This is a genomic window from Pedococcus sp. P2_D7, from assembly GCF_056404295.1.
Genome location: NZ_JBFUEH010000006.1, coordinates 1 through 22,253, shown reverse-complemented (window position 1 = coordinate 22,253; position 22,253 = coordinate 1). Strand labels below are relative to the sequence as shown.

Here is a 22,253-nt window from a genome sequence, read left to right as displayed (position 1 = left end):
CCACACGCTTGTGCTGCCCAATCAGCGGCAACACTCCGTCGAGCCCACGATGTGGCCATGCCGCCCGAGACCCCGTGGTCCGGCCCGGTCGGAGCCGTCCGTGCCCTCCGCGCCCTGACCGACCTCGCGCTCCCCGTCGGCTGCGCCGCCTGCGGGCGGCCGGACCACGTCGTGTGTCCCGCCTGCGAGGCCGACGTCGCAGTCTCGCTGTGGCCGGGCGGCCCCAGGGCCGTGCGTCCGCGGCCGGTGCCGGCGGGCCTCCCGCGAGTGCACAGTGCAGGCCGGTATGCCGGGTCGCTGGCCGCCGTCGTCGCCGCCTACAAGGACGACGGCCGCCGCGACTGCCTCGGTCTGCTGGGAGCGCTGCTCGCCCGCTCGCTGGACGCCGCGGTCGCGGGGTGTCCGGAGCTCCTCGCGCGGTGGCGACGGGGTGACGGCCCGGTGCTCGTCGTGCCGGTCCCGTCGTCGGCAGCCGCTCGTCGCCGGCGCGGCGACGCACCGCTGCGGGCCCTGGTCGACCGCGCCGTCACCGGCTTCGGCCCGACCGAGGCGCTCCTCGCCGACGCCCTCGGGGCCCGGCGTCGGGTGGCCGACCAAGCCGGCCTCGGCGCGCGGGAGCGGGCCGTCAACCTCGAGCACGCCCTGGCGGTCCGACCACACTGGGAGTCCGTGGTCGAGGGCGCGGCGTGCGTCGTCGCTGACGACGTCCTGACCACCGGATCGACTCTGGTCGAGGCCGCCCGGGCGCTGCGGGCGGCGGGCGCGACCGTGGTCGTGGGCGCCACGATCTGTGCCACCCAGCGGCGTTCCGGAGGCCGGACGGGGTCGCCGTCCCACGGGTTGGACTGGCGCCCGAGCGCCGGTTTCGCTGCGCCCCGAAGCCCGTGAGCACGGCATACAGGTGGCGCACCAGCGACTCCGGGCAAACGTTGAACCAATCCTTGTGTCGCAAACCTCCGGCGTGGTCTACCGTCGGTACATGGCCCCCCTGGCCCCCGTGCACGTCACGCGAACAGGGCGCCTCGGACGCGGTCCGAAGGGCGCTCTGCGGCAGGGAGCGGAGCCGCAGGACACGCCGACCACAGGGTGCTTCCGCACGCCGGCGGGGAGGTGCTGCCGCGGCTGACCACCGGGCCGCGCAGCCCGACCCACACTCCCGCCGAACCCATGGAGGAACACCGTGGAGATTGTCGTCACCGGACGCCACATGCAGGTCTCAGACCGATTCCGTGACCACCTCGACGAAAAGCTCGCCAAGATCCCGCAGCTCGCCCCCCGGGTGCAGCGCGTGGATGTCATCGTGAGCCATGAGCCCAACAAGCGGCAGGCGAAGTCCTGCGAACGGGTCGAGATCACCTGTCACGTGAAGGGCCCGATCGTGCGGGCCGAGGCATGTCTTGACGACAAGTACGCGGCGCTCGACCTGGCGCTGGACAAGCTGATGGAACGCCTCAGGCGGGCCCAGGACCGCAAGCGGGTGCACCGCGGGAGGCACGCACCCGAGTCGGTGGCCGCTGCGACGGCGCGGATCCGGGAGCCCGGTGAGCAGGCCGGCGAGGACCACGTCCACGACGGCCTCGACGGTGACGGTGACCGGTTCGGCACGCAGGGCAACTCGCCGGTCGAGATCCGCGAGAAGATCCACGCGACCGTGCCGATGGCGCTCGACCAGGCGGTCCGCGAGATGGAGCTCGTCGGCCACGACTTCTACCTCTACCACGACGAGGACACCGGTCAGCCGAGCGTCGTCTACCGCCGCAGGGGCTGGTCCTACGGCGTGATCCACCTCGACGTCACCGAGGACGAGGGCGCTGAGCGCAAGGTCTCCTGACCTGAGACGACGACGACACCGGGCGGACCCGACAGGGCATTTCGTCCGGTGTCGTCCTCGTGCATGACAGTATGTGCTCCGTGACGAATGGGGACGGTGGTCAGAGCGGTGTCGACCCGATCAGGGTCGTCATCGCGGACGACCACGTCCTCTACCGCCGGGGCCTGCAGATGGTGGTGTCGCAGGACCACGACATCGAGATCGTCGGCGAGGCCGGCGACGGCAAGGAAGCCGTCGACCGCACGGTCGAGCTGCTGCCCGACGTCGTGCTGATGGACGTGCGGATGCCCCACACCTCGGGCATCCAGGCCTGCCAGACCATCAAGGCGCTCGTGCCGTCGACCAAGATCATCATGCTGACGATGTCCGACGAGGAGTCCGACCTCTACGAGGCGGTCAAGGCCGGCGCCAACGGCTACCTGCTCAAGGACGTGCCGGGTGAGGAGATCGCCGACGGCGTGCGCGCGGTCTTCAACGGCGACTCCCTGCTCTCGCCCTCGATGGCCTCCAAGCTGCTCGCCGAGTTCGCCCACATGAGCAAGCGCCAGGGTGAGCGTCCCAGCGGCGTCGGCGCCCCGCGGCTGACCGACCGCGAGCTCGAGGTGCTGCGGCTCGTGGCCCGGGGGCTGGCCAACAAGGAGATTGCCCACCAGCTCTTCATCTCCGAGAACACCGTGAAGAACCACGTGCGCAACATCCTCGAGAAGCTGCAGCTCCACTCGCGGATGGAGGCGGCCATGTACGCCGTCCGCGAGAACCTCCTCGAACCCGGCGAGTGACCAGCGACGCACCGGTAGTGACGACCCCCTCCCCGGTGCGCCTGACGCGCGCCCAAGCGCGACGGATCGCCCTGGCCGCCCAGGGCTTCGCCGAGCCGCGCCCCGCGCCCGGCGCCGTCACGATGCGGCACGTCCAGCGCGTCATCGACCGCGTGCAGATCATCCAGATCGACAGCGTCAACGTCCTCACCCGCAGCCAGTACCTGCCCTTCTTCTCGCGGCTCGGCCCCTACGACACCGCCCTGCTCGACCGGGCGCGCGACCGCGCCCCCCGGCGGCTGGTGGAGTACTGGGCCCACGAGGCCAGCCTGATCCCGCCCGCGACGTGGCCACTCCTCGACTTCCGGATGCGGCGCGCCCTGCAGGACTCGTGGGGCGGGATGCAGCACGTCGCGCGCGAGCACCCCGAGCTGGTCGCCGCGGTGCTGGCCGAGGTCGGCGCTCGGGGTCCGATCACGTCGCGGGGCCTGGAGGCCGCGCTCGAGCACGACCTCCCGCGCCAGCGTGACGAGTGGGGCTGGAACTGGTCGCTGGTCAAGAACGCCCTCGAACACCTCTTCTGGGCCGGCCAGATCACCAGCGCCGGCCGCACCAGCCAGTTCGAGCGACGGTATGCCGCGCTCGGCCGCGTCCTGCCCGGTCACCTCGCCGCCGAGGTCGCCGACCCCGCCGCCAGGCCCCCGCACGATGTCGCCTTCCGGGAGCTCATCCTGATCGCGGCCCGGGCCCACGGGGTGGGCACGGAGCAGTGCCTGCGCGACTACTTCCGACTCAAGCCGGAGCAGGCCAGGCCCGCCCTCGACTCCCTCGTCGCCGAGGGGGCCCTCGTGCCGGCCACGATCGAGGGGTGGAAGCGACCGGCCTACCTGCACCCGGAGGCGCGTCGGCCACGGAAGGTGCAGGCCCAGGCTCTGCTCAGCCCGTTCGACTCGCTCATCTGGCAGCGGGACCGCACCGCCGCGATCTTCGGCATGGACTTCCGGCTCGAGATCTACGTGCCCGCCCACCTGCGGGTGCACGGCTACTACGTGCTGCCGTTCCTGTTCGGCGACGCCCTGGTGGCCCGCTGTGACCTCAAGGCCGACCGGGCGGCCGGGGTGCTGCGGGTGCAGGCCGTCCACTGGGAGGCGGGCGCCACGGACGCTGCCCGGGCCGCCCTCGACGACGAGCTCGCGCTGATGGCCGGCTGGCTGGGCCTGGCAGCCGTCGCCTGACCCGTCGCTACCCCATGCAAAAGGCGAGTTAGCGCCGGATGGGCGGCGCTAACTCGCCTTTTGCATTGAATAGCGGGGGGGGGGGGTGGTGGCGGGATCCGGGTGGGGGTTGTCCGGAATGCGCTGTCGACTGGCAGCAGATGGCAGATAGCATGCGACAGTGACGATTCCTGCCGCCACCCAGGCGACGACCCCGACCCGACGGCCACGCGTTCACCGGGCCTGGTGGGTGGCTGCGGTGATCCTCGGCGCCCTCGTGGCCGCCGCCGGCTTCCGCTCCTCCACCGGGGCCCTGCTCGAGCCGCTCGAGTCCGAGTTCGGCTGGTCGCGGGCCACCACGTCGGGTGCGGTGACGGCCAACCTGGTGATCTACGGGCTGACCGCGCCGTTCGCGGCGGCCCTGATGGAGCGGTTCGGCCTGCGCAGGGTGGTCTGCCTCGCCCTCGTCCTCGTGGCCCTGGGCAGCGGGCTCACCACCGTGATGACCGCCCCGTGGCAGCTCTGGCTGCTCTGGGGGGTGTTCGTCGGCGTCGGGGCGGGCGCGATGGCACTCGTGCTGGGGGCGATCGTCGCGAACCGGTGGTTCGTGGAGTCGCGCCGCGGCCTGGTCACCGGGGTGTTCTCCGCGGCCGGCGCGGCCGGCCAGCTGGTCTTCCTGCCGGGCATCGCTGCCCTGGCCGCCGGGCCGGGCTGGCGCTGGTCGGCGCTCGTGGTCACCGGCGCGGCCCTGCTGCTGGTGCCGCTGGTGCTGCTCGTCGTCCGAGACCGGCCCGCGGATCTCGGCCTGCGGCCCCTGGGGGCGCGCCCGGGTGAGGCGCTCGACGAGCCCGCCACGCGGCATACCGGGTCGCAGGTGGGGCCGGCCAGGCTCGCGGTATGGACGCTGCGCGAGAGCACGCGTTCGCGCACGTTCTGGATCCTCGTCGGCACCTTCTGGATCTGCGGCTGGTCCACGAACGGGCTGATCGGCACGCACTTCATCCCCGCGGCCCACGACCACGGCATGCCCGAGACCACGGCGGCCGGGCTGCTCGCCCTGATCGGCGTCTTCGACCTGGTCGGCACGATCGCCTCCGGCTGGCTCACCGACAAGGTGGACCCGCGGCTGCTGCTCTGCGGCTACTACGGGTTCCGCGGGCTCGCCCTGCTCTTCGTGCCCGCCCTGCTCGGTCCGGACATCCACCCGAACCTGTTCATCTTCATCATCTTCTACGGGCTCGACTGGGTGGCCACGGTGCCGCCCACCATCGCCCTGTGCCGCCGGCACTTCGGGGTCGCGCGCTCGGGGGTCGTGTTCGGCTGGGTCTTCGCCTCCCACATGGTCGGGGCCGGGGTCGCGGCGAGCTATGCCGGCTGGGTGCGGCAGAGCACGGGCGACTACTTCACCGCCTGGCTGACGGCCGGGGGCCTCTGCCTGTTCGCAGCGCTCGCCTGCCTGGCGATCTCGCGGTCACCCGAGCGCGGCTCGTGGAGCTCCGAGGGGGAGGACGCCGAGGTGGGTGCGGTCGCCTGAGGGTCGCCGACGGGCTGCGTTGACAGTCGTGCTTGGCTTGGCGCATGACGGACCCTGGAACCTCGGACATCGTGGTCACCGACAACCCGGCCGAGCACCGCTACGAGGCCCGCGTCGACGGCGCGCTCGCGGGGTTCTCGGCCTACCGGTTCAAGGGCGCGCACATCGTCTTCACGCACACCGAGGTGGACGACGCCTTCGCCGGAGAGGGCGTCGGTGGGGTGCTGGCCAGGGGTGCGCTCGACGACGTCCGGGCCCGGGCCGAGCACGACGTCGTCGCACTGTGCCCCTTCATCTCCGCGTGGATCGCCCGGCACCCCGACTACCAGGACCTCGTCGCCCCGTAGCGTCCTCGTCGGAACCGCGAACGGGCCCGGCACGTTCGCCCGTGGGGAGCGTTCCCGCCCGCACGTCCGCGCTGGTGCGTCGACTCGACTAGCCTAGGTCGGGCCGTTGCCACCCGGATGGCCACGGCTGCGAACTTCCGGGCGTAGCAGGAGATCAAAAACTTCCGGGCGTAGCAGGAGATCAGAAACTTCAGGAGATGTTGCGTGTCCAAGATCGTCGAAAAGCTGCTGCGTGCCGGTGAGGGACGCATCCTCAAGAAGCTCCACGGGATCGCCGCCCAGGTGAACTCGATCGAGGAGGACTTCGCCGCGCTCACCGATGCCGAGCTGCGGGCCGAGACCGATGTCTTCCGCAAGCGCCTCGCTGACGGCGAGACCCTGGACGACCTGCTCCCGGAGGCGTTCGCGGCGGTCCGCGAGGCGTCCAAGCGGACCCTCGGCAAGCGTCACTTCGACGTGCAGCTCATGGGTGGTGCCGCGCTCCACCTCGGGAACGTCGCCGAGATGAAGACCGGTGAGGGCAAGACCCTCGTCGCGACCCTGCCGTCCTACCTCAACGCCCTGGAGGGCAAGGGCGTCCACGTGGTCACGGTCAACGACTACCTCGCCGAGTACCAGTCCGAGCTGATGGGCCGCGTGCACCGCATGCTGGGCCTCGAGACCGGGGTCATCCTCGCGTCGATGACGCCGGAGGAGCGTCGCGCCGAGTACGCCAAGGACATCACCTACGGCACGAACAACGAGTTCGGCTTCGACTACCTGCGCGACAACATGGCCTGGTCGGTCGACGAGCTCGTCCAGCGCGGCCACAACTTCGCGATCGTCGACGAGGTCGACTCCATCCTCATCGACGAGGCGCGCACGCCGCTCATCATCAGCGGTCCCGCCGACGCGGCCACCAAGTGGTACACCGAGTTCTCCAAGATCGTCGACCGGCTGACCCGGGGCGAGCTCGAGTCCGGTGAGGGCGACTACGAGGTCGACGAGAAGAAGAAGACCGTCGGCGTCCTCGAGGCCGGCATCGCCAAGGTCGAGGACTACCTCGGCATCGACAACCTCTACGAGTCCGTCAACACCCCGCTGATCGGCTACCTCAACAACGCCATCAAGGCGAAGGAGCTGTTCAAGCGCGACAAGGACTACGTCAACATGAACGGCGAGATCCTCATCGTCGACGAGCACACCGGCCGCATGCTCGCCGGCCGTCGCTACAACGAGGGGATGCACCAGGCGATCGAGGCGAAGGAGGGCGTCGAGATCCAGAACGAGAACCAGACGCTCGCCACGATCACCCTGCAGAACTACTTCCGCATGTACGACACCCTCTCGGGCATGACCGGTACGGCCCAGACCGAGGCCGCCGAGCTCAACTCGATCTACAAGCTGGGCGTCGTCCCGATCCCGACCAACCGCCCCATGGTGCGCAAGGACCAGGCCGACCTCGTCTACCGCACCGAGGAGGCGAAGTTCAACGCCGTCGTCGACGACATCGCGCAGCGGTATGCCGAGGGGCAGCCCGTGCTCGTCGGTACCGTCTCGGTCGAGAAGAGCGAGTACCTCTCGGACCAGCTGCGCCGCAAGGGTGTCCCGCACGAGGTCCTCAACGCCAAGCAGCACGAGCGGGAGGCCGCGATCGTGGCGCAGGCCGGTCGCAAGGGCGCTGTCACGGTGGCGACCAATATGGCCGGTCGAGGCACCGACATCATGCTCGGTGGCAACCCCGAGTTCATGGCGGTCGCGACGCTCAAGCAGCAGGGCCTCGACCCGGTGGAGACGCCGGAGGAGTACGAAGCCGCCTGGGACGCCGCGCTCGTCAAGGCCGAGGAGGCCGTGCAGGCCGAGCACGACGAGGTGACCGATCTCGGTGGCCTCTACGTGCTGGGCACCGAGCGCCACGAGTCGCGCCGCATCGACAACCAGCTGCGTGGACGCTCCGGTCGCCAGGGTGACCCGGGTGAGTCGCGCTTCTACCTCTCGCTCCAGGACGACCTCATGCGGCTGTTCAACGCCGCGATGGTCGACCGGTTCATGACCACGGCCAAGATGGAGGACGAGGTCCCGATCGAGTCCAAGATGGTCAGCCGCTCGATCCAGAGCGCGCAGGGGCAGGTCGAGGGTCGCAACTTCGAGATCCGCAAGAACGTCCTGAAGTACGACGACGTCCTCAACCGCCAGCGCACGGTGATCTACGACGAGCGCCGCCGCGTCCTCGAGGGCGAGGACCTGCACGAGCAGATCCGGCACTTCATCAACGACGTCGTGGGCGGCTACGTCGACGCCGAGACCGCCGAGGGGTTCGCGGACGACTGGGACCTCGATCGCCTCTGGACCGCGCTCAAGACCCTGTACCCCGTGTCGGTGACGCCCCAGGACGTCCTGGAGGCGGCCGACGGGTCGCTGACCCGCGACAGCCTGCGGGAGGTCATCACCTCTGACGCGCACCACGCCTATGACGAGCGCGAGGCGCTGCTCGGCGCCGAGGTCATGCGTGAGGTCGAGCGCCGGGTCGTGCTGTCCGTGCTGGACCGCAAGTGGCGCGAGCACCTCTACGAGATGGACTACCTCCAGGAGGGCATCGGCCTGCGGGCGATGGCCCAGCGCGACCCGCTGGTCGAGTACCAGCGCGAGGGCTTCCAGCTGTTCGAGGCGATGAACGAGTCCATCAAGGAGGAGTCGGTCGGCTACCTCTTCAACGTGCAGGTCGATGTCGACCAGCCCGAGGAGCAGGCTCCCGCGCTCCAGCCGGTCAGCGTCTCCGACATGCTCGCCGGGTCGGGGCTGTCGTCCGCCGCCGAGGTCGACGAGCCCGTGGACACCTCGGCCATCTCGAGCAACGGTGGTCAGGCCGCGGAGGCAGACCTGGTGCCCGCCGAGTCCGCCGCCGCGACGGCCGACAAGCACCCGACCTTCCGGGCCAAGGGACTCGAGCAGCCGGAGCGTCGTCCGCAGCAGCTGCAGTACTCCGCGCCAGGCGAGACCGGCGACGTGGAGCACCGAGCGGTGGGCTCCGCCAACGACACGCTCAGCGAGGACCAGCTCAAGGGCGCGTCCCGCAACGGTCCGTGCCCCTGCGGTTCGGGCAAGAAGTTCAAGATGTGCCACGGGAAGCCGTGACGCCGACGTCCTGACCTCAGCCGACCTGGAGGGCCTCGACCCGCCAGCGCCCGTCGATGCCCACGAGCCGGAAGGCCAGCGCGCGGACCCGTCCGCCGTCGACCACGACGGCGCTGGCCTCCGCCACCCCGTCAGCCGGCTCGCAGACGCGGACACCACGCACCACCGTGCGCCGCGCCGACCCGGCACCACGCCGGGCTGACACGGCCGCGCGGCGGGCGACGGCGGCATACACCTCCGGGGTGGTCCAGCGGAGCACCTGTGGCGCGGGACGCGCTCCGGCCATCACCTCGACGAGTCCCTGGGCGATGTGGCCGGCCCACGGTCGGGGGTCGGGGAGGTCGTCGCGCCGGGTCGGGCGTTCGCCGAAGAGCTGTTCGTCGGTCATCGAGTCGAAGTCGACGGCGAGCGCGTCCTGCACGTAGCGCGACGTCCTGCCGTCCTCGGGCACCCAGGACTCGAGCTCGCTGAGCACGGGTGGCCGGGTGCGGGGAGCCGGGACGATCCGCAACGGCGTCAGCCGTCCGGGCGCCGTCGTGGGGTCCTCGGCGCGCGGCGCGGGGCTCACGGGTGGGCCCCCGCGGGCGCGCGGAGCACCTGTCCGGGCCGGAGGATGCCGGGGTCGGGACCGATGACGTCGCGGTTGGCTGCGTACCAGCGCGGCCACGCGGCGGCGACCTCCGTGTCGGTGGCGCCGGGGCCGAGATGCCTGCGGGCGATGGTCCACAGCGAATCACCCCGGTGGACGACGACCTCGGCCGAGGGCGGTGCGCCCGCCCCGGTCACGAGGCGGGCCACGGTGACGGGGGTGTCCACCGGCCGCGATGGTGTCCACCCCGGCTCGGGGACGGAAGGCACGGACGCGGGCGGCTCGGGGCTGGACGATGTGGGGCTGGACGGTGTGGCCGCCGGCACCGAGGGCGCGGGCGCGGGCGTGACGGCAAACCCGGGAGAGCGTTCCGGAGGGGTGCCGTGCCCGCCCGAGCCGCCCACCGAGCCGCCCACCGAGCCGCCGCCGACTGAGCCGGCAGCGGTGCCCGGCGCCAGGGTGGCGCCCAGGGCCGCACCGACCAGGAGGGCGGCGACCCGTCTCGTCGCCGCTGGCGCCAGGGTGTGCGACCACCGTCGAGCCGGGTCCCCGAGCCGGCCCGGGAGGTGGGCCGCGCAGGCGACGGTGGTGCTGACCACGAGCCACCCACCGAGCAGCACGCAGGCGGTCAGCACGACCAGCACGACGGCCTCGTCGAGGCTCGCGGGTCCGGGGGAGCGCACCACCCGCCACGCGCTCCTTGCGGCCCCCAGGGCGAGCAACTCCAGCACGACCAGCGCACCGATCACGGCGACCGGTCTCAGGCCGGCGCCGATCCTGCGGCGCCGGCTCCCGAACTCGTTGAGCACCATCCACACCCCCAGTGGTGATTTGCCTTTTGTTGTTTACTTATGTTTGCGTGTGGTTGACACAGTTTGAAGGTAACAACGTGAGCCGGCCGTGGCAAGGCCCGCGCGGGATCGTCTGACCCATCGGGCCGGGCGGACGGCCCCACGGGCAGGACGGAGCAAGGGGGGGCGATGCGCTGGGACGACCTGTTCGCCGACCTGGGGGCGCAGTGGGACGCGGAGGCGCGGCGCGAGCTGGACGGTGAGGTGGCCGACCGCACGCGGCGCGAGAGGGCGCTGGTGGGCCTGCCCGACCGGTTGGCGGCGGCCCTCGGCGAGCGGGTGGCCCTGACGGTGCGCGTGGTCGGCTCGCTCCCCGGGCAGGTCCTCGAGGTGGGCGACGGGTGGCTGCTGCTGGCCACCGAAGCCGGCGGCCTGGCGCTCGTGCCGTTCACCGCGGTGACGGGGGTGGCCGGCCTCCCGCTACGGGTCGTCGGCACCAGTCGAGGGCGCCGGTTCGGCCTCGGTTACGCGCTCCGGGGACTGAGCCGAGACCGCGCCACCGTGCTCGTGACCGACCTCGACGGGGTGGTGGTGAGCGGCACCATCGATGCGGTGGGTCGCGACGTGCTCGAGCTCAGCGAGCATGCCCCGGACCTGCCCCGCAGGGCGGAGAACGTCACCGGGCGTCGCCTCGTGCCGTTCTCCGCGGTGGTGCTGGTGCGCCCGGCCCGATCGGCCGGGGCGCACCAGGGTCAGTCCTGACCCTGGCCGAACGGGTGGGCGGCGACGAAGGTCTTGGTCTCGCTGTACATCCGCTGGATGTACCCCTCGAGCTCGGCCACCTCGACGCGCCACTGTCCGCGCCCGCCGACCTTGATCGCCGGCAGCTCGCCGGACCGGACGAGTGCGTATGCCTGAGCTGACGAGATGTCGAGAACTTCCGAGACCTCGGAAAGCTGAATGAATCGCTTTGCCACGTTCTTCCCCTCTTCTTCCGCCAGTCGCCTTGACTGGGAGCAGACCTTCCCTTGACCGAATTTTTACCATGTTCTTGTGGCTGCGTCTGTTCGTTGGACAGATTCTGGCATCTATAGCCGTTTGGGGGAGTTGGCCTCCCGACCTTGTGGATGACCCACGAACCTGTGGACTGACCGGGGCTGGGTCGCTCGCGACGCGCCATGATGACCGCTCCGGTGCGCATGTTTGCCCCGGTCAGCAGCCGACGAGCACGTGTTGATGAAGGGGGACCTCGCCATGACTGACCTCGCTGTGCTCAAGGCGGTTCGGCTCCAGCGACCGCGGTGGCGCGACGCGCGCCTTCTGGTGGGGGTGTTGCTGGTGCTGTCCTCGATCGCCCTCGGCGCGTTCGTCGTGGCCCAGGTCGACGACCGGACCGCCGTGTATGCCGCCCGCGGACCGTTGGTGCCCGGCCAGCGGCTCACCGACGACGACCTCAGCCGGGTCGACGTCCAGCTCGGGGCGGAGCTGCCCGCCTACCTCTCGGCCACCGGTGGCCTGGCGCCCGACCGCTTCGTCCTGCGGCCGGTGCCTGCCGGCGAGCTCGTCCCCGCCGCCGCGGTGGGCGGCCGGAGCGAGGTCGGGGTGCAGCCCCTGGTCCTCACCGTCGATGCGGGGTCCGCGGCGGCCCTCCAGGTGGGGTCCATCGTTGACGTCTACGTCAATCGGGTCGACCCGGCGGGGGGCACCGGTTCGGCGGGCGGCTTCGTCGGCCCGGAGCTCGCCCTGGCGGCCGTCTCCGTGTCGAGCCTGCCCCGCGGCACGGGCGGGCTGGGAGGGGGCTCGGCGGGCGGCCGCGCGGTGCAGGTGATGGCCCCGACTCCGCGCATCAAGGAGATCATCGCCTCGGTCGACCTCGGGGCGCGCGTGACGCTGGTGCCGGTAGCCGGCTCGGCCCTGCGGGTGGAGCAGTGACCCGTCGGGTCCTCGCTGCACTCGACGCGGCCTGGGAGGCGGAGCTGGTCGCGGCCGTCGAGGCCACCGTCGGCTACACCGTCGCGCGGCGGTGCGCCGACCTGGCCGACCTGCTGGCTGCCGCCGCAGCGGGCCACGGCGAGATGGCCCTGGTCTCGGCCGACCTGCGCGCGCTCGACCGGCCGGCCCTGCACGAGCTGGCCAGCCACGGGGTGGAGGTGGCCGGGGTCGTGGGGCCCGGTGACGAGCCGGGCGAGCGCCGGCTGCGCCAGCTCGGCGTGGACGTCGTCCTGCGCGCCGACCTGGCCAGTCACGAGATCGACGACGCCCTCGACGCGCTCGAGGCGGTCCGCGACGGCCAGCTCGGGCGCGGCCTCGGTCCGGTGGACGCTCGTGACCTCGACGAGGGCCCGGCAGCGCCGACTCCAGCGACCGTCATCGCGGTCTGGGGGCCGACCGGAGCACCGGGTCGCACGACCGTCGCGGTCAACCTGGCCGCAGAGCTCGCCCTCCGCGAGCCGACCCTCCTGGTCGACCTCGACACCTACGGCTCGTCCATCGCCCAGGCGCTCGGACTCCTCGACGAGGCCCCGGGAATCGCGGCGGCGGCCCGTGCCGCAGACCAGGGCGGGCTCGACCTTGCCGGCCTGGCGCGAGTGGCTCCTGAGGTGAGCCCCGGGCTGCGGGTGCTGACCGGCATACCGCGGGCCGGGCGGTGGACCGAGCTCCGGGCGCCGTCGGTGGCCCACGTCCTGGCCACCGGGCGGGGACTGGCCCGCTTCGTCGTCGTGGACTGCGGCTTTGCCATCGAGGACGACGAGGAGCTGTCCTACGACACGCTGGCGCCCCGGCGCAACGCCGCCACCCTCACCGCGCTCGAGGAGGCGGACGAGCTCATCGTGGTGGGCACGGCTGACCCCATCGGGCTGCAGCGGCTGGTCCGGGCGGTCCAGGACCTCGCCGCGGTGCCGTCGCCCACGGCGCGGGTGGTGGTCAACCGCGTCCGGGCCACCTCGGTGGGGGCGCGACCCGAGCAGCGGATCGCCGAGGCGCTGGCCCGCTTCGCCGGGATGGACGACCTCGCCTTCCTGCCGCTCGACCAGCCGACCCTCGATGCGGCGCTGTTCGCGGGGACGACGCTGGCCGAGTCCGCGCCCCAGTCCGAGCTGCGCAGCGCGGTCGCCTCGCTCGCCGACGTGTATGCCGCCCCGACGCGCGTCCGTCGTCGTCGCGTCAGGAGCTGAACAGCAGGGTGAGTCCGCCCACGGTGTAGCCGACCATGAGCACGAGCAGCGGCACCTGGCCGAGCACCGCGGCTCGACGCGGGAACAGCGTGATCGCGCGTTCATGGGCGGCGACCACGCCGAGGACGTGACCGGTGATGATGGCCACGACCTGGATGCCGGCCACGAGACCGGGGGCGATCAGCGCCGCCGAGGGCGACACGCCCGCGGTGCCGAGCCAGTTGGCCCCGGTCCCCAAGGGGTCGCTCATCTTGGCGAGGCCGTTCGTGCCCTCCCAGACCCACAGCGACCAGTAGTGCGCGACGAGGTAGCCCGCGGCGATCGGGATGAGCGACGGCGCGAAGGCGGTGGCGATGCCTCGCACGCTGACGCCGGCGAGCCGCGCGGACAGCACGGCCGCGGCATACAGGGAGGCGGCGACCACGAGGCTGAACGTGACCAGGGCCCCGGTCTCCCACAGGCGGGCGGGGAGGCTGGACGACTGGACGAAGGTGTACCAACGGGTCTCGCCGGAGAAGCCGTCGTAGGCCGTGGTGCCCAGCATCACGGACGTGACGGCGAGCAGCCCCGGTGCCGCATCGAGCTGGAGTGGTCCGTGCAAGGGGGTCCGCAGCACCCACCGACCGTCGGCCCGCCGGCCGAGCGGGCTGAGCGTGCCATAGAGCGACGACCAGGAGGTGAAGGGATCGCCCCGGCGCAGGTAGGGCATCCCGAAGGTCAGGGCCAGGACGATGCTCACGATGAGGTAGCCGAGCACCGCGATGCGCAGCACCGGCTGGTCGGCATTGTCGGGGGCGATCAGCTCGAGCCACGCGAAGGCGAGCAGGCCCGTCGCGGCCGGCCAGTGGCCGAGGCGGTAGTCCAGGAGCGCGAAGTCGTCCTCGATGCGAGCCGCCCGCAGGATGCCGGCGCGGATCCAGCGCACCGGGTTGAGCAGCCTCCAGATGCCGCCGAACACCATGGACAGGAAGGCGAGGCCGACCCACAGCCACACGTAGACGACGGAGGGCACCGGGTTGTTGGCGTTGTCCTGGCCGAACACCAGGGCCAGCAGGGTCCAGGCCGTGATGCCGAGCGACACGATGACGAAGAGTCCCCGGACGGCAGCGCTGTCGAGGGCGAGGGCGACGGGCATCGGCAGCAGGCGCCCGTCGCGCGGGTCGAGGCGCGGCTGTCTCCAGAGCAGCCCCAGCGCCACGAACGACACCACGAGGGCCAGCCCCGCGCCGACGAGCAGGAGCGTGAAGGGGAGCGGGAGGTCCTCGCGCGACCCCACGCCGTGGGCGGGCACGAGACCCGGCGCGAGACCCGGCACGAGACCCGGCACGAGACCCGGCGCGAGACCCGGCATGAGGTCCGGCCGGGCCGTGGCTGCGGGAAGGGCGGCGAAGGCGCCGGGCGTCACCGGACCGCGATCTTCATCAGCCGCAGCTCCGGGTGGTGGGTCTCCACCTCGTAGACGCCGGGCTGGGCGCCCGTGACGGTGACGCTCAGCGGTGTGCCCGCGACCAGGTCCTGCTCGATCTCGAACCCGTGGATGTGGAGCTGGTCGGCGTGGTCGCTGGTCACGGTGAGGGTCAGCTTCTCGCCGACCGCGAGGTCGACCGTGGCCGGGGCCGGGGTCACCGTCGAACCCGTCACGGTGATCTCGATGGTGCGGCCAGCCGCGCTCGAGCTGCTGGACGAGCTGGAGCTGCTCGAAGAGCTCGAGGAGCTCGTCGAGGAGGTGGTGGAGCCGTCGGTCCCGGGGTCGTCGCCGGAGCTCCCACACGCGCCGAGGCCAAGGGTGAGGGGGACGGCCAGAGCCAGCCCGGCGGCATACCTCGTCGGCGCTCGCAGCGTCATCTTCGTCACGAACCCGAGTCTAAACAGCGCTTTCTGACACGATGAGCGGGTGCCTGACCGCCTGAGCTCCCTCGACGCGTCGTTCCTCTACCTCGAAGAGGCGACGACGCCGATGCACGTCGGTTCGGTCATGGTCTTCGACCCTCCGAGCGACGGGTTCGACTACGACCGGCTCGTCCAGCTCATCTCCACCCGCATCGCCTTCGTGCCCCGCTACCGCCAGCGGATCCGGCAGATCCCCGGCCGGCTGGCGAACCCGGTCTGGGTCGACGACGAGAACTTCGACGTGACCTACCACGTCCGCCGCTCCGCCCTCCCGCGCCCGGGCAGCGACGAGCAGCTGCAGGAGTTCGTCGCCCGGATCCAGCCGCGCGCCCTCGACCGCCACCGCCCCCTGTGGGAGGTGTACCTCGTCGAAGGGCTGGACGAGGGCCGCTTCGCGATCGTGACGAAGTCCCACCAGGCGCTGGTCGACGGCATCAACGCCGTCGACATCGCCCATGTGATCGTCGACGGCGACCCTGCGGCCGAGGGGCTGGTCACCGACACTTGGCGGCCCTCCCGCGAGCCGAGCGACATCGAGCTGCTCACCGGCGCGCTCGTCGACGCGGTCCGGCGGCCCAGCGAGGTGGTCGAGAACATCCGCGGCGGCATGGTCGACGTGAAGGCCGTCGGCACGCGCGCCCTGACGGCCGCCGGCGATGTGGTGTCGACGCTGGCCCGCACGGCGGCGCGCCCCGCTCCGCACTCGCCGCTCAACGCCCCGGTGGGGGAGGCCCGCCGCTACGTCATGATCGGCACCGACCTCGAGGACTACCGCAAGGTCCGCAGCAGGCTCGCCCGGGGCAACTACGCCGACGACGTGTCGATCAACGACGTCGTGCTCGCGACCATCTCGGGCGCCTTCCGCACCTGGCTGCTGACCCGCGGTGAGTCCGTCCACTCCGGAACGACCGTGCGCGCGATGGTGCCGGTGAGCGTCTACGACGAGGACGCGCGACACGTCGGCAGCCGGCTCACCGCCTGCTTCGTGGACCTGCCCGTCGGCGAGCCCGGCCCGTCGATGCGCCTGCACCAGATCGCCTTCGCCATGCGCCAGCAGATGGAGGGCGGCCAGGCCGTCGGCGCGGAATCCCTTGCAGGACTAGCCGGATTCGCGCCCCCGACCCTCCACTCCCTCGGCGCCCGCCTCGGGAGCGCGGTGTCACGGCGACTGTTCAACGTGGTCATCACCAACGTGCCCGGCCCCCAGCACACCCTGTATGCCGGTGACGCGCGGATGCTGTCCACCTACCCAGTGATGCCGCTCGCCAAGGGGCAGGCCCTGTCGATCGGGCTGACGTCCTACGACGGCGGCGTCTACTACGGCCTCAACGCCGACCGCGACTCGATGCCCGACATCGACGTCCTCGGCCAGAGCATCGTCGACTCCCTCGGTGAGCTGCTCGACAGCCACCGGTCCAAGGCGCGATGACCCCGGCTCCAGCGCCCGGCGCGGCGCGCCGTGGTGGTGGCCCGCGGCGTGGCCTCGTGCTCGGTGGCGGCGGGGTGCTGGGCGCTGCGTGGATGGTCGGTGCGCTCACGGCCCTCGAGGCCGAGCTCGGGGTAGATCTGCGCGAGTTCGACGAGTTCGTCGGCACCTCGGCCGGATCCGTCCTCGCCGGGCTGCTCGGGGCCGGTGTCCCGGTCGCCGACCTCCTCATCCACCAGCTGGACGGCGCGATCGATGTCGGGCCGCTGGCCGGCTACGCCTGGGACTACGAGAAGGACACCGGTGGCGACCGGCCGGGACTCCCCAAGGTCGGGTTCGGGTCGCGAGAGCTGTTGCGGCGCAACGCACTCCATCTCCGCCACCTCCCGCCGACGGCCGTGTTGTCAGCGATCCTGCCGGAGGGGCGCGGAAGCATCGAGGCCGTCGGCGCCATGGTCGGCCACGTCGTCCCGGAGGGTTGGCCGCCCCGAAGTGGCATCACCGTCGTGGCCCTCGACTACGACACCGGTGAGCGGGTGGCATTCGGTCGCGGGGGTGCCCCGGTCGTCGACCTTCCAGCAGCGGTGATGGCCTCCTGCGCGATCCCCGGCTGGTACCAACCGGTGCGCATCGGTGCGCACCGCTACATCGACGGCGGCGCCTGGTCGTCCACCAACCTCGACCTGATGGCCGGCCTCGGACTCGACGAGGTCTACGTGCTCGCTCCGCAGGTGAGCTTCGTCCGGGACGCACCCACGCACTGGCGCACCCGGGTGGAGCGCCAGTGGCGCAACCGCGTGACCCTCCGGGTGCTGCGGGAGCTGGGCAAGGTGCACGACGACGGCGCCGAGGTGACGGTGCTCGGCCCCGGGGAGGAGGACCTCGAGGCGTTCGGCGCCAACCTCATGGACGTCAGCCGGCGACCCGCGGTCATCGCCACCTCCCTGCGCACCTCCGCGATCGCCCTGCACGACCCCGCACCGCTGCCCGACCGGTCGGCCTTCCAGGACGTGGGAATCAGTGAGGATGTGGGATGACCCGATGACCCAGACGAGGATCTACGTTCCCCTGCTGCCCGAGGCCGTGCGCCGGCTGGCCGCGGACCGCGAGATCGGGCCGGCACCGGTGGCCGCCTTCGGCGTCACCGAACGCATCGAGCGCGCCGACCCGACCGGCCTCGAGGAGGAGTGGGAGTATGCCGCGCTGACCGAGGCCGCGGACGCCGCAGCGCTGCTCCAGGGCACCACGGTGGCCAAGCGGGTCGTCGCCGCTGCGGACGTCGACCCCGGCACGGTGTCATCGGACGGCACCCGGGAGTCGCTCGCCGCGGTGACGGTCTCGAGTCCCATCCCCCTCCGACAGGTGGTGTCCTTCCACGTCGACGAGGAGGCCGGTGACCAGGGCGTGGAGGACCTGCTCTGGTACGACGCGACCGAGCTCGACGAGCTCCTCCGACTGCTCTGACCAGGCGGCCGGCTGCCCCGCTGCTCCTACGGAAAACGCTGGTTCCGCGCCCGACTGCCCGCCCTGATGCTCGGGAGCGCAGGAGTCGGGAGGCGGTGTGGTCGGCGACTCGGAACGGCAGGCCGGGCTGGCGGACGCCGTGCGCGCCAACTGTGCGGGGTCGACGACGCCGCACGTCGTGGTGGTGCTCCCGGCCTTCAGCCTCGCCGACAGCCTGCTGGCGCACTATGCGACGCGGCTCGGCGCCTACGAGCACCGCTACCTGCTCAGCGCCCTCATGCTCCCGCGGATCCCGGGGTGCCAGCTGGTCTTCGTCACCTGCCAGACGCCTGAGCCCGAGGTGCTCGACTACTACGACCGGCTGGCGTCGCCCGGCCGCCGCGGTGGCCTGCTCGACCGGTTGCACGTCGTCACCGTGGACGACGCGTCACCTCGGTCGGTGTCGGCCAAGCTGCTCGACCGGCCCGACCTCGTGGCGCGGCTGCGGAGCCTGACCGAGGGACGGCTCACGCTCATCGAGCCGTGGAACGTCACGGCCACCGAGGTCGAGGTGGCGCGGGCACTCGGGGCTCCGCTCAACGGCACGGACCCCGCGCTGTGGCCGCTGGGCTTCAAGAGCGCGGGTCGACGGCTGTTCCGCGAGGTCGGCGTCCCGACTCCCGTCGGCATCGAGGACGTCCGCGACGTCTCGGGTGTCGGTGAGGCGGTGGCCCGCATCCGTCGCACCCGACCGCGACTCGCGGGAGTGGTGGTCAAGCACGACAACAGCGGCGCCGGCGACGGCAACGTCGTGGTCGTCGTGCGGGACCCGGACGGCCGCCGGATCCGGCAGGCGGACCTCGTGGCGAACCTGCAGGGTTCGTTGCCGCCCTGGTACGTCACCGACCTCGGGGCAGGTGCTGTGGTGGAGGAGCTGATGGCGGGCCGTGACGTGCGCAGCCCCAGCGCCCAGGTGGACATCCTCCCCGACGGCTCGGTCCGCGTGCTGTCGACCCACGAGCAGATCCTCGGGGGCGACAACGGGCAGGTGTACTCGGGCTGCCGCTTCCCCGCCGACCCTGCGTATGCCGGGCGGCTGGGTGAGCATGCCGCTGCTGTTGGTCGGTGGCTGGCCGACCGTGGCGCCCGCGGGCGCCTCGGCGTCGACTTCCTCGCGCTGCGGCGGCGGGGGGAGTGGGACGTGCGCGCGCTCGAGGTGAACCTGCGCAAGGGCGGCACGACGCATCCGTTCTCCGCCCTGCGCCACCTGGCGCCGGGGAGCTACCACGTCGCCACCGGCCGCTACGACCTCGACGACCGGAGCGGCAGCCGGTGCTACCGGTCCTCGGACGGGCTGATGGACCCGTCGTGGAAGTCCCTCGCACCCCAGCGGGTCATCGACGCGGTCGCTGAGGCTGGGCTGGAGTTCGATCCCGGCCGCAGGACCGGGGTGGTGCTCCACATGCTCAGCTGCCTGCGGGTCGATGGAAGGCTCGGGGTGACGGCGATCGGACGCGACCACGACGAGGTGCAGCGGCTCTACGCCGGCGCCGAGCGCGTCGTGGCGACGCTGGTGTCGTAGGGGTCAGGCGTGCTCGGCCAGCCACGGGTCGACGAGGGCATGGAACGCCTCCGTGCGGTCCCGCCGCACACAGTGCCCCGCCCCCTCGACCACCCTGATGTCGACGCGCGGGTTGGCGATCTCCGCGGCGCGGGCGCGGACGGGCGGGGTCACCGGGCCGCCCCGCTCGGCGAGCAGCACCAGCGCCGGAGTGGCGATGGCGGTGACGATGTCGTCCCACGGCTCGAGCAGGTTGGCGATGCCGAGGTCGAGGAAGTCGAGGTCGACCTGGGCCTTGGACTCCGCCCACGGCGCGAGCTCGACCTCGGGCCAGGTCGGGTTGTCGGCCCGCCCCTTCTCGAGCTGCCCGCCGGGGTCTTCGGCGAATGCCCGGCACTCCGCGACCCGTTCCCGGACGATTCCGCGAGGCTGCACCCGCTCGGCGGGATCCCGCCAGGCGGGGTCCTCGAGCACGACGGCCGAGACGAGGTCGGGCCGCCGCGCAGCCAGCGCCCCCGCGATGCCGCCACCCATCGAGTGGCCCACGACGAGGACCGGCCCGCCGTGCGCGGCGGCGACGCGCGAGACGCTGGCCTCGGCCGCGGCATACATCGCCTCCATGGGGTCGGGGGAGGCCAGTTGGTCCGTCGTGAAGCGGGGGGAGCGACCGTGGCCGAGCAGGTCGACGCCGATCACGCGGTAGTCCGTCGACCAACGGCGCACCGCGTCCGGCCAGCAGTCCCCGGAGTCGCCCAGCCCGTGCAGCAGCACGACGGTGGGGGAGCCCGGGTCGGCCGGGCCGGACCAGCGGTAGGCGAGCTCGGGGGCGTCGAGGGCAGGCGGCATACGTGACACCATAGGTGCGCGCTGCGCTGCCCCAGAGCTGTGGGGCAGCCGCGCCCGAGCCACCGAAGCGACCCCGAGGAGCCAGCCCACATGGATGCCGTCACCCAGGTGCCCGTCCCCGTCAACGAGACCGTCCTGGACTACGCGCCGGGCAGCCCCGAACGCGCCTCCCTCGAGGTGGCGCTCGCCGAGCTGGGCAGCGCGAGCATCGACCTACCCCACACCATCGCGGGCAAGCGGGTGATGGGCACGGGCAAGAAGATCGAGGTCCGGCAGCCGCACGCCCGCCGCAAGGTGCTGGGCACGATGCGCAACGCGACCCTCGGCGACGCCCAGGCGGCGGTCGACGCGGCCAAGGCGGCGGCGCCCCAGTGGCGCGAGACGTCGTTCGACGACCGCGCTGCGATCCTGCTCAAGGCCGCCGAGCTGCTCTCCGGTCCCTGGCGCGCCCACCTGAACGCGGCCACCATGCTCGGCCAGTCGAAGACGGCCTACCAGGCCGAGATCGACGCCGCCTGCGAGCTCATCGACTTCTGGCGGATCAACGTCCACTTCGCGCGCCAGATCCTCGCCGAGCAGCCGCCGCTCAACGCCAAGGGCATCTGGAACCGCACCGACCACCGCCCGCTCGAGGGCTTCGTCTACGCGATCACCCCGTTCAACTTCACCGCGATCGCCGGCAACCTGCCGACCGCCCCGGCGCTGATGGGCAACACCGTGGTGTGGAAGCCCAGCCCGACCCAGCAGTTCGCGGCGCAGCTGACCATGTCGCTGCTCGAGGAGGCCGGCCTGCCGCCCGGCGTCATCAACCTGGTGACCGGCGACGGCATCAACGTCTCGAAGGTCGCCCTCGCCGACCCCGACCTCGCCGGCATCCACTTCACCGGCTCGACGCCGACCTTCCAGCACCTGTGGCAGGAGGTGGGTGCGAACCTGCCGAGCTATCGCACCTACCCGCGCCTGGTCGGCGAGACCGGCGGCAAGGACTTCATCCTCGCCCACCCCTCCGCAGACCCGGATGTGTTGCGCACAGCCATGATTCGAGGTGCCTTCGAGTTCCAGGGACAGAAGTGCTCGGCCGCCTCCCGCGCCTACGTGCCGCGCTCGCTGTGGAAGAAGATCAAGGCCGACCTGGTCTCGATCACCAACGGCCTCAGCCAGGGCGACGTCACCGACCTGTCCAACTTCATGGGTGCCGTCATCGACGAGCGGGCCTACGCCAAGCACACGGCCGCCATCGACCGCGCCCATGCCACGCCGGGTGTCGACGTCGTGGCCGGCGGCACCTATGACGACAGCGAGGGCTGGTTCATCCGCCCGACCGTCCTCGAGATCGACGACCCGACCGACGAGTCCTTCCGCACCGAGTACTTCGGCCCGATCCTCTCGGTGCACGTCTACCCGGACCGCCAGTACGACAAGGTGCTCGACCAGATGGAGTCGTTCGCGCCCTTCGGCCTGACTGGCTCGATCATCGCCCAGGACCGCTACGTCATCGCCGACGCGACGTCGCGGCTGCGGTTCGCGGCCGGCAACTTCTACATCAACGACAAGCCGACCGGCGCGGTCGTGGGCCAGCAGCCGTTCGGTGGTGGCCGGGCCTCAGGCACCAACGACAAGGCCGGTGCCGCCCAGAACCTCCTGCGCTGGACCAGCGCGCGCTCCATCAAGGAGACCTTCGACCCGCCGAAGGCGCACGCCTACCCGCACATGGGCTGACGGTGGCGTGGTGG

The 22,253-nt window shown here is 71.9% G+C and carries 21 protein-coding genes and 1 pseudogene; 16 read left to right on the top strand and 6 right to left on the bottom strand.

Going from position 1 to position 22,253, the window contains the following annotated elements:
• Window positions 1-57 precede the first annotated feature (57 nt).
• The 8 genes and pseudogenes from AC1DWJ_RS15175 to AC1DWJ_RS15140 all read left to right on the top strand — a co-directional run bounded on the left by AC1DWJ_RS15175 (window position 58) and on the right by AC1DWJ_RS15140 (window position 8,798).
• Window positions 58-888 carry a ComF family protein gene (locus AC1DWJ_RS15175; RefSeq protein WP_477621228.1) on the top strand — a complete coding sequence of 277 codons (831 nt, stop codon included), beginning with the start codon at window positions 58-60 and terminating at the stop codon, window positions 886-888.
• 292 nt (window positions 889-1,180) lie between these two features.
• The gene (hpf, locus tag AC1DWJ_RS15170; protein WP_457252459.1) at window positions 1,181-1,831 is read left to right on the top strand and encodes a ribosome hibernation-promoting factor, HPF/YfiA family; all 651 of its coding nucleotides are present in this window, start codon (window positions 1,181-1,183) and stop codon (window positions 1,829-1,831) included.
• Between the two features lie 80 nt (window positions 1,832-1,911).
• Window positions 1,912-2,610, top strand: a complete 699-nt coding sequence (locus tag AC1DWJ_RS15165) for a response regulator (protein WP_457252458.1) — start codon at window positions 1,912-1,914, stop codon at window positions 2,608-2,610.
• Between the two features lie 17 nt (window positions 2,611-2,627).
• Window positions 2,628-3,824 (top strand): winged helix-turn-helix domain-containing protein, encoded by a 1,197-nt coding sequence (locus AC1DWJ_RS15160; RefSeq protein WP_477621227.1) that lies wholly within the window; start codon window positions 2,628-2,630, stop codon window positions 3,822-3,824.
• A 160-nt stretch (window positions 3,825-3,984) separates the two neighbouring features.
• Window positions 3,985-5,337, top strand: coding sequence for an MFS transporter (locus AC1DWJ_RS15155; RefSeq protein WP_477621226.1), 1,353 nt, complete (start codon window positions 3,985-3,987; stop codon window positions 5,335-5,337).
• Window positions 5,338-5,381: 44 nt separating this feature from the next.
• On the top strand, window positions 5,382-5,684 hold the full coding sequence (locus AC1DWJ_RS15150) for a GNAT family N-acetyltransferase (protein ID WP_457252455.1): 303 nt from the start codon (window positions 5,382-5,384) through the stop codon (window positions 5,682-5,684).
• Between the two features lie 204 nt (window positions 5,685-5,888).
• Window positions 5,889-8,390, top strand: a pseudogene (gene secA, locus AC1DWJ_RS15145) (preprotein translocase subunit SecA); the annotation flags it as partial.
• 54 nt (window positions 8,391-8,444) lie between these two features.
• Window positions 8,445-8,798 carry an SEC-C metal-binding domain-containing protein gene (locus tag AC1DWJ_RS15140; RefSeq protein WP_477621395.1) on the top strand — a complete coding sequence of 118 codons (354 nt, stop codon included), beginning with the start codon at window positions 8,445-8,447 and terminating at the stop codon, window positions 8,796-8,798.
• Between the two features lie 16 nt (window positions 8,799-8,814).
• Here the strand turns inward: AC1DWJ_RS15140 and AC1DWJ_RS15135 are convergent, their stop codons facing one another.
• Entirely contained in the window at window positions 8,815-9,366 is a 552-nt protein-coding gene (locus tag AC1DWJ_RS15135) for an Rv3235 family protein (protein WP_457252454.1), read from the bottom strand.
• Window positions 9,363-10,199, bottom strand: a complete 837-nt coding sequence (locus AC1DWJ_RS15130) for a LysM peptidoglycan-binding domain-containing protein (protein WP_477621225.1) — start codon at window positions 10,197-10,199, stop codon at window positions 9,363-9,365. The genes AC1DWJ_RS15135 and AC1DWJ_RS15130 overlap by 4 nt, the downstream gene beginning before the upstream one ends.
• Before the next feature lie 168 nt (window positions 10,200-10,367).
• On the opposite strand from AC1DWJ_RS15130, the gene AC1DWJ_RS15125 reads away from it, so the two are divergent.
• Entirely contained in the window at window positions 10,368-10,940 is a 573-nt protein-coding gene (locus tag AC1DWJ_RS15125) for a hypothetical protein (protein ID WP_477621224.1), read from the top strand.
• On the opposite strand, the gene AC1DWJ_RS15120 is transcribed toward AC1DWJ_RS15125, so the two are convergent.
• Window positions 10,931-11,155 (bottom strand): helix-turn-helix domain-containing protein, encoded by a 225-nt coding sequence (locus AC1DWJ_RS15120; RefSeq protein ID WP_056922813.1) that lies wholly within the window; start codon window positions 11,153-11,155, stop codon window positions 10,931-10,933. The genes AC1DWJ_RS15125 and AC1DWJ_RS15120 overlap by 10 nt on opposite strands.
• A gap of 277 nt (window positions 11,156-11,432) precedes the next feature.
• Here AC1DWJ_RS15120 and AC1DWJ_RS15115 point away from each other — a divergent pair, with 277 nt between their 5' ends.
• Complete coding sequence (locus tag AC1DWJ_RS15115) at window positions 11,433-12,110, top strand: SAF domain-containing protein (protein ID WP_477621223.1); 678 nt, start codon at window positions 11,433-11,435, stop codon at window positions 12,108-12,110.
• Window positions 12,107-13,354: a CpaE/TadZ family protein gene (locus tag AC1DWJ_RS15110; RefSeq protein WP_477621222.1), complete on the top strand. Its 1,248-nt coding sequence runs from the start codon at window positions 12,107-12,109 to the stop codon at window positions 13,352-13,354. Before AC1DWJ_RS15115 ends, AC1DWJ_RS15110 begins: the two co-directional genes overlap by 4 nt.
• Here AC1DWJ_RS15110 and AC1DWJ_RS15105 read toward each other — a convergent pair.
• Together AC1DWJ_RS15105 and AC1DWJ_RS15100 are read right to left on the bottom strand one after the other, a co-directional pair.
• Window positions 13,344-14,759 carry a hypothetical protein gene (locus tag AC1DWJ_RS15105; RefSeq protein ID WP_477621221.1) on the bottom strand — a complete coding sequence of 472 codons (1,416 nt, stop codon included), beginning with the start codon at window positions 14,757-14,759 and terminating at the stop codon, window positions 13,344-13,346. The two genes, AC1DWJ_RS15110 and AC1DWJ_RS15105, sit on opposite strands and share 11 nt — an antisense overlap.
• A complete protein-coding gene (locus AC1DWJ_RS15100; RefSeq protein WP_457252820.1) occupies window positions 14,756-15,199 on the bottom strand; it encodes a cupredoxin domain-containing protein in 444 nt (147 codons plus the stop codon). The genes AC1DWJ_RS15105 and AC1DWJ_RS15100 overlap by 4 nt, the downstream gene beginning before the upstream one ends.
• Before the next feature lie 49 nt (window positions 15,200-15,248).
• On the opposite strand from AC1DWJ_RS15100, the gene AC1DWJ_RS15095 reads away from it, so the two are divergent.
• The 4 genes from AC1DWJ_RS15095 to AC1DWJ_RS15080 all read left to right on the top strand — a co-directional run bounded on the left by AC1DWJ_RS15095 (window position 15,249) and on the right by AC1DWJ_RS15080 (window position 19,695).
• Entirely contained in the window at window positions 15,249-16,673 is a 1,425-nt protein-coding gene (locus AC1DWJ_RS15095) for a WS/DGAT/MGAT family O-acyltransferase (RefSeq protein WP_457252448.1), read from the top strand.
• A complete protein-coding gene (locus AC1DWJ_RS15090; protein ID WP_457252447.1) occupies window positions 16,670-17,707 on the top strand; it encodes a patatin-like phospholipase family protein in 1,038 nt (345 codons plus the stop codon). Before AC1DWJ_RS15095 ends, AC1DWJ_RS15090 begins: the two co-directional genes overlap by 4 nt.
• A 4-nt stretch (window positions 17,708-17,711) precedes the next feature.
• A complete protein-coding gene (locus AC1DWJ_RS15085) occupies window positions 17,712-18,134 on the top strand; it encodes a DUF6912 family protein (protein ID WP_457252446.1) in 423 nt (140 codons plus the stop codon).
• Between the two features lie 97 nt (window positions 18,135-18,231).
• The gene (locus AC1DWJ_RS15080; RefSeq protein WP_477621220.1) at window positions 18,232-19,695 is read left to right on the top strand and encodes a peptide ligase PGM1-related protein; all 1,464 of its coding nucleotides are present in this window, start codon (window positions 18,232-18,234) and stop codon (window positions 19,693-19,695) included.
• A gap of 3 nt (window positions 19,696-19,698) precedes the next feature.
• Here the strand turns inward: AC1DWJ_RS15080 and AC1DWJ_RS15075 are convergent, their stop codons facing one another.
• Window positions 19,699-20,520: an alpha/beta fold hydrolase gene (locus AC1DWJ_RS15075; RefSeq protein ID WP_477621219.1), complete on the bottom strand. Its 822-nt coding sequence runs from the start codon at window positions 20,518-20,520 to the stop codon at window positions 19,699-19,701.
• 90 nt (window positions 20,521-20,610) lie between these two features.
• Here AC1DWJ_RS15075 and pruA point away from each other — a divergent pair, with 90 nt between their 5' ends.
• Complete coding sequence (gene pruA, locus AC1DWJ_RS15070) at window positions 20,611-22,239, top strand: L-glutamate gamma-semialdehyde dehydrogenase (protein WP_477621218.1); 1,629 nt, start codon at window positions 20,611-20,613, stop codon at window positions 22,237-22,239.
• Window positions 22,240-22,253 lie beyond the last annotated feature (14 nt).

Excerpts from the sequence above, each read along its gene's own strand:
- AC1DWJ_RS15175 (WP_477621228.1), top strand. The coding sequence starts at position 58 with ATGCCGCCCGAGACCCCGTGGTCCGGCCCGGTCGGAGCCGTCCGTGCC.
- AC1DWJ_RS15150 (WP_457252455.1), top strand. The coding sequence starts at position 5,382 with ATGACGGACCCTGGAACCTCGGACATCGTGGTCACCGACAACCCGGCC.
- AC1DWJ_RS15140 (WP_477621395.1), top strand. The coding sequence starts at position 8,445 with ATGCTCGCCGGGTCGGGGCTGTCGTCCGCCGCCGAGGTCGACGAGCCC.
- AC1DWJ_RS15130 (WP_477621225.1), bottom strand. The coding sequence starts at position 10,199 with ATGGTGCTCAACGAGTTCGGGAGCCGGCGCCGCAGGATCGGCGCCGGC.
- AC1DWJ_RS15125 (WP_477621224.1), top strand. The coding sequence starts at position 10,368 with ATGCGCTGGGACGACCTGTTCGCCGACCTGGGGGCGCAGTGGGACGCG.
- AC1DWJ_RS15115 (WP_477621223.1), top strand. The coding sequence starts at position 11,433 with ATGACTGACCTCGCTGTGCTCAAGGCGGTTCGGCTCCAGCGACCGCGG.
- AC1DWJ_RS15100 (WP_457252820.1), bottom strand. The coding sequence starts at position 15,199 with ATGACGCTGCGAGCGCCGACGAGGTATGCCGCCGGGCTGGCTCTGGCC.
- AC1DWJ_RS15090 (WP_457252447.1), top strand. The coding sequence starts at position 16,670 with ATGACCCCGGCTCCAGCGCCCGGCGCGGCGCGCCGTGGTGGTGGCCCG.
- AC1DWJ_RS15085 (WP_457252446.1), top strand. The coding sequence starts at position 17,712 with ATGACCCAGACGAGGATCTACGTTCCCCTGCTGCCCGAGGCCGTGCGC.
- AC1DWJ_RS15075 (WP_477621219.1), bottom strand. The coding sequence starts at position 20,520 with ATGCCGCCTGCCCTCGACGCCCCCGAGCTCGCCTACCGCTGGTCCGGC.
- pruA (WP_477621218.1), top strand. The coding sequence starts at position 20,611 with ATGGATGCCGTCACCCAGGTGCCCGTCCCCGTCAACGAGACCGTCCTG.